The 4662-nt window shown below is 51.1% G+C and carries 3 protein-coding genes; 1 reads left to right on the forward strand and 2 read right to left on the reverse strand.

Going from position 1 to position 4662, the window contains the following annotated elements:
* Window positions 1–1108: 1108 nt before the first annotated feature.
* Both AC5JLP_RS07665 and AC5JLP_RS07670 read right to left on the reverse strand, forming a co-directional pair.
* Window positions 1109–1948 carry a transposase gene (locus tag AC5JLP_RS07665; protein ID WP_496067334.1) on the reverse strand — a complete coding sequence of 280 codons (840 nt, stop codon included), beginning with the start codon at window positions 1946–1948 and terminating at the stop codon, window positions 1109–1111.
* A gap of 114 nt (window positions 1949–2062) precedes the next feature.
* Window positions 2063–3829, reverse strand: a complete 1767-nt coding sequence (locus tag AC5JLP_RS07670) for a recombinase family protein (protein ID WP_496067335.1) — start codon at window positions 3827–3829, stop codon at window positions 2063–2065.
* A 505-nt stretch (window positions 3830–4334) separates the two neighbouring features.
* Between AC5JLP_RS07670 and AC5JLP_RS07675 the strand changes: the two genes are divergently transcribed.
* On the forward strand, window positions 4335–4499 hold the full coding sequence (locus AC5JLP_RS07675) for a hypothetical protein (protein ID WP_496067336.1): 165 nt from the start codon (window positions 4335–4337) through the stop codon (window positions 4497–4499).
* Window positions 4500–4662 lie beyond the last annotated feature (163 nt).

Below are 4662 nucleotides of genomic sequence, written 5' to 3' on the forward strand. Positions count from 1 at the left end.
CTCGTTTACTCAAAACGATGGTTCGGCTCTGTCCCTGATTCGGGTAGCTAACTTTCTGCCTTCCTAAAGCTTTCTGGTTAGTGCCCCAAACCTTTCATAAAACTAAGTAGCGAAGCTGTTAACCCTCTCTGTTTGCCGCAGTGGGGGTTTTTGGCTTCTAAAGTGTCCTAGAACATAACCACACTCCTTGTCATTGCAACGGGACAAACTTGACAGGCTAGAGTATCCCTCGGGTAGTGGCGCATGTGCAATGGCGAGTGCCCAGCTAACTGCATAGAAGAATCCTCTATGCCTAAGGCATAGTAGATCGAATGTCCTTTGAGGATCTCATAATCTTTGAAGCAACGCATTGCAATCAGCCGAAGTCATTCTGCGTAGGATCTCGCTGGTTCCCAAGTTAAGGTTTGCCCGAGTCTCAGAAACAACAAACGGCAGAGCTGTCTAGCCGTTTGGCTATCAGTCCTGCCGCTCCCTCTGAAGGCTACGGATATTGAGATTGCTTGGCGTTGGTTAACAATCTAACTCTAGTTGCCGCCAAGTGCAAGTGTACTGTCAATCTTGCTCAGCCCTGCAATGAGCCTGTTCGAGCGTTTGGTCTAACCCCTATCAGACGGTTGAGGCTATCCGTCGCGTCATTTCCGGCTTGCTTTGCAGAATCGCCTGGGGCACTTGTCCACCCTCACAGTTGCCAACGCTGGTTGATGCCAAGTTCCATGCCCTCTTGAAGTTGAACGGAGTCGGCTTCTTCACGCCCGTAGTACCTTAGTACCTTTGAGCCATCCGTTGTTATACTCTCTTCTACACTACTGTGTACGAGCCGAACGGCTATCCGAGGGTAGTCTAACTCAACCCTTGATCGCTGTCATGCTGCCAATGTCACTGTCATTTGATAGCAGCCTTTGAAGCGCTCAAAAAGAGGCGCTGTACTACCCCTTTTTGAGCACCAGATTGTCCAAGTCTGGTCCAGAGCTACTATACACCGTTCAAAACTGGGTTCTGCTTGACGGCTCACTGATCCCTTCGCCTTTGGCGATCGCATAGTTGTGCAATGCCAAACAAAATTGCCAGTACGCCCCGCCTTTGCTAGCCCTTGACTGGTGGGTACTTGTCAGACTTGATCGACAGGAACATCCTTAAATTTCTGCCACCACTCCCGGACAGCAGTCTCAGAGCACCCCTTGATCTCAGAAACCTCGACACAGCTCTTGCCTTCTCGGACCAGTGCGACACACTCTAGCTTAAACATTTTTGCATAGATGGGAGGTCTCCCACCGCCTTTAACCCGAGCACGCTGGGCTCCAGATCGCCTCACCCAACTCTCGACTGTAGACCGAGGAATATCCATTTCTTTGGCAACCGTTAGCAACGATTTCCCGCTCAGGTAAAGCGCAAGGCAGTGTTGCTTATCCTCCTGAGAAAACTGCCGCCGCTTCTGCTGAATATTGACATCTCTGAGCCAACGGCTCACGACATCGGCGGGGACGCCGGTTTCCACCTGTACCTGCACTGGCAGTAGACCTTTGAGAGAAAGCTCAATACACCGCTGCTTCTGATGCTCATAATCTCGGGTAGTACTGCCCATCAGTTTTGCCTCCCGCAACCAACTCAGGAGTACGGTTTGGTTGCCCATGCCTGTGAAGTATTGAATTTGTTCCGTCGTGTAGCCCTTCTGGAACAAGAGGATACAGTCCTGTTTGAGGGTTGCAGAGTATGGGGGCAACTGCCTGGCTGGAAGGATATGCGGAAACTCCCCAGGAGCCTCTGAGCATGACTGTTTCTGGACCAATTCGATGAATAATTTGAAGCCTGTACAGTCCAAACAGGCCAAGGATTGCCCCGGTGATGAGCATTCACACACCCACTCCCATGCGGACAAAACTTTTGCAGCCGCTTCATCGTAACGGGCAGCGGCTGCTTGCAATGTGCTTAACGTTAATTGAGATGTCATAAGACCATCCTCATCAATAACAACAAGATGAACAAAAACAACAGAACAGACGTTTTCCAAAGCCAGGTTAGGGCGAGCATGAAAGACTCACCCACCGCCCTCACCCATCAACGTCTAGGCGTGGAGTGCCACAGACACCACTGCCCCATCCCGGACCATTACCCGCCTGACTAACCTGTCATAGAGCAACTCCCTTTCCTGCCGGATCAGGCTGTACCAGAACGCCACATTGCGGGCATAGGGAGACATCAGGATCTCCTCCGCTGAGGCACTGATAAAAGCGAGGTGCTCCGAGTTTCGGGTGAACTCCTGAAGCTCTTTCTGCATGTCGCTGTAGGCTTGTTTAAGCGCTGCGGTGGGTCGTCTCTGCAGCAACAGTTCCGTCTCCGTAATTTGCTCCCGTAGTGCCAAAACCTCAGGTGATTCCAGCACTGGAATCCGAGCAGCGGCTGGAGACCCAGCGACTTGGAGAGAGCGTTCAATTACCCGGCGAATGATTGCCTCATCCAGCTTTTCAGTACGGACGCAGCCCCGATTTTGACAATGAGCAGCGGTATTGCGGCAACCATAGTACTGGTACTGTGGACTATGCTTGAGCACCATCGGATGACCACAGCAATCGCAATGGATCAAGCGCGTGAGATAAAAGGTCGCCCCAGGCGTTCCTACCCTGCGATGGTTGGTTTTGATGATGCTCCGCAACTCCTCGAACTGCTCCTCCGAGAGGTAACGCTGCTGCGTGTGGGTGTCGTACTGGATATCCCATTGCTCAGGGGGAAGCGTACGCTTGGCTTTGTCATACTTGTTGTAGACGGTATGCCCCCGCAGAACAGGATTGAGTATCCATTCCACCAGACTATGGGGGGCGTTGTAGAGCAACAGTTCCTCAGACGTAGTCGGGTCAACGCTCTTACGAGTCTTCTCGGTGTAATAGACGCCGCTAAAGACCTCAGCGCGGCGTTCCCGGTCTTCCTGCAGGATGGCCACTTCCCGCTTATGAGGAATGCCATACTTCTTGCGAAGTGCGCCGAGTACTGGACCAGGATGCCTCAGTTCTAGATACAAAGCGAGAGCCTCCTGGGCAATATCAGCACAGCTAAGACCGCGCACCAGTTGTGACGAATCATCTGGCTCATGCACCAGATGTTCGTAGGGTTCAGGGCGCTGTTCGAGTAAACAGACCCGGGGGCGAGTATCTTTAACGAACTGTTCGTTTTTGACCATATAGCCCCAAGGCGCACGACCAAAAGGTGCCTTGCGCTCCCGGCGGTATCGGTGTCCCCGGCGAACTCGATCGCGTAGTTCACGACGCTCGTGGACTGCCAACAAGCATCGAATATCCAGGTTAAGTTCACCAGAAGCCGTGTTTAGGTCAACGTCACCCAAGTCGATGAGATAGAGCTTGATGTCATGCTCTTTGAGCAGACGCTTGAGTTCGGCATAGAGCTCGTCATTGCGGGTGAGTCGATCTAAGCGAGCCGCAATGAGGGTCTTAACACGACCCAAGCGCATCAGAGCGAGAAGTTTACACAACTGTTCGCGATCGCTCACACCGCCTTTTTCAACATCGAAGTAGATCTGGTCTGGGTTGTGCTTTTTGAGCAAGGACACTTGTTGCTCAGCCGCTTTTTGATTCAGGTTTTGCTCCTGGGAGGAGACGCGACCATAAGACGCTGTAATCTGGTCCATAATTTTCTTGATCCATTGAGTAAGGTACGAAATTGACTGACAGAGCAGGCTCACCAGCTTGAGGTAACGGATGTACCAAGCGATGAGCTGGAGTTGGTAGATAAGGTGGAGTCGGTAATAGAGGGATAGGGAATGGCACAACTTTTTCAGCAAGGTGCGCTTCCGTTGAACCTGTTTCAAAAAGTTGTGCATTTAGTGAGCCTCCGTTTTGTCTATGGGATAAGGATTGTGGGGAATGAGGCAGACGTTAGTTGCTTAAGGAAGCGATTCGGAGTTCTTTCACAGGTTAGCCAGATGGATCCTGCACAAACTACGCAACGTCAAACCAAGCAAAGAGGCAGAAATCGCATTTAGAGAAGAAAGCCATTTCTGCTGGGAGGAACGCAAACGATCCGAAGTTCATGCAGCCGTTGAAAGCCAAAAAAAACAGAGACCAGCCTCTGAGCCTTGCCCAGGAGTGCTGATCTCTGTCTTGAAACTTAAGATCTTCTATTGAACCACCTGTTGTTGGAACCGTTTTCTTCTCGCTCCAGCGGTGGCAGCCAAGGAGAAGACGAAGGGCAATGAATGCCTTCCTGACCCTAGGTTAAGCAAGCTACTGCCTATCTTCGAGCGTATTTTTACGGAAACAGCTTTGAGATTGGTTAAGAAGCGTTGACTCTGAGCTACCCGTTACTTGGAGCTTTCACCGTGAGTCATGCTTCAACGAATCGCACAACGTGATTTTCTATACGACTACTCATTTAGCCCAGGACTTCGAGAGCATCATCCAGCCGCATTACCATGTCGGGGTCTGGTCAAACTAAATGCTGAAGAGTTGCAGGCACTCCGAAAGTTCCTGGAAGACAATTCTGCCACTTAATGTGGAGTAGAGAGCGATTGCCCCTAGTGTTGCAGCACTAGGGGCAATCGCTCTCTTAAGCTAAACCCAGGAAAAGGGTGTTCTAGCAGCCCCAGTCTCTATGTCTTAGGCAGCAGTTTTTAGGCGGATTGGGTACGGACGGTGTAATATAGTACGTACCAAG

This window comes from Stenomitos rutilans, assembly GCF_059505485.1.

What these genes read in the sequence shown, in the direction of transcription:
- AC5JLP_RS07665 (WP_496067334.1), bottom strand. Translation starts at nt 1,948, where the DNA reads ATGACATCTCAATTAACGTTAAGCACATTGCAAGCAGCCGCTGCCCGT.
- AC5JLP_RS07670 (WP_496067335.1), bottom strand. Translation starts at nt 3,829, where the DNA reads ATGCACAACTTTTTGAAACAGGTTCAACGGAAGCGCACCTTGCTGAAA.
- AC5JLP_RS07675 (WP_496067336.1), top strand. Translation starts at nt 4,335, where the DNA reads ATGCTTCAACGAATCGCACAACGTGATTTTCTATACGACTACTCATTT.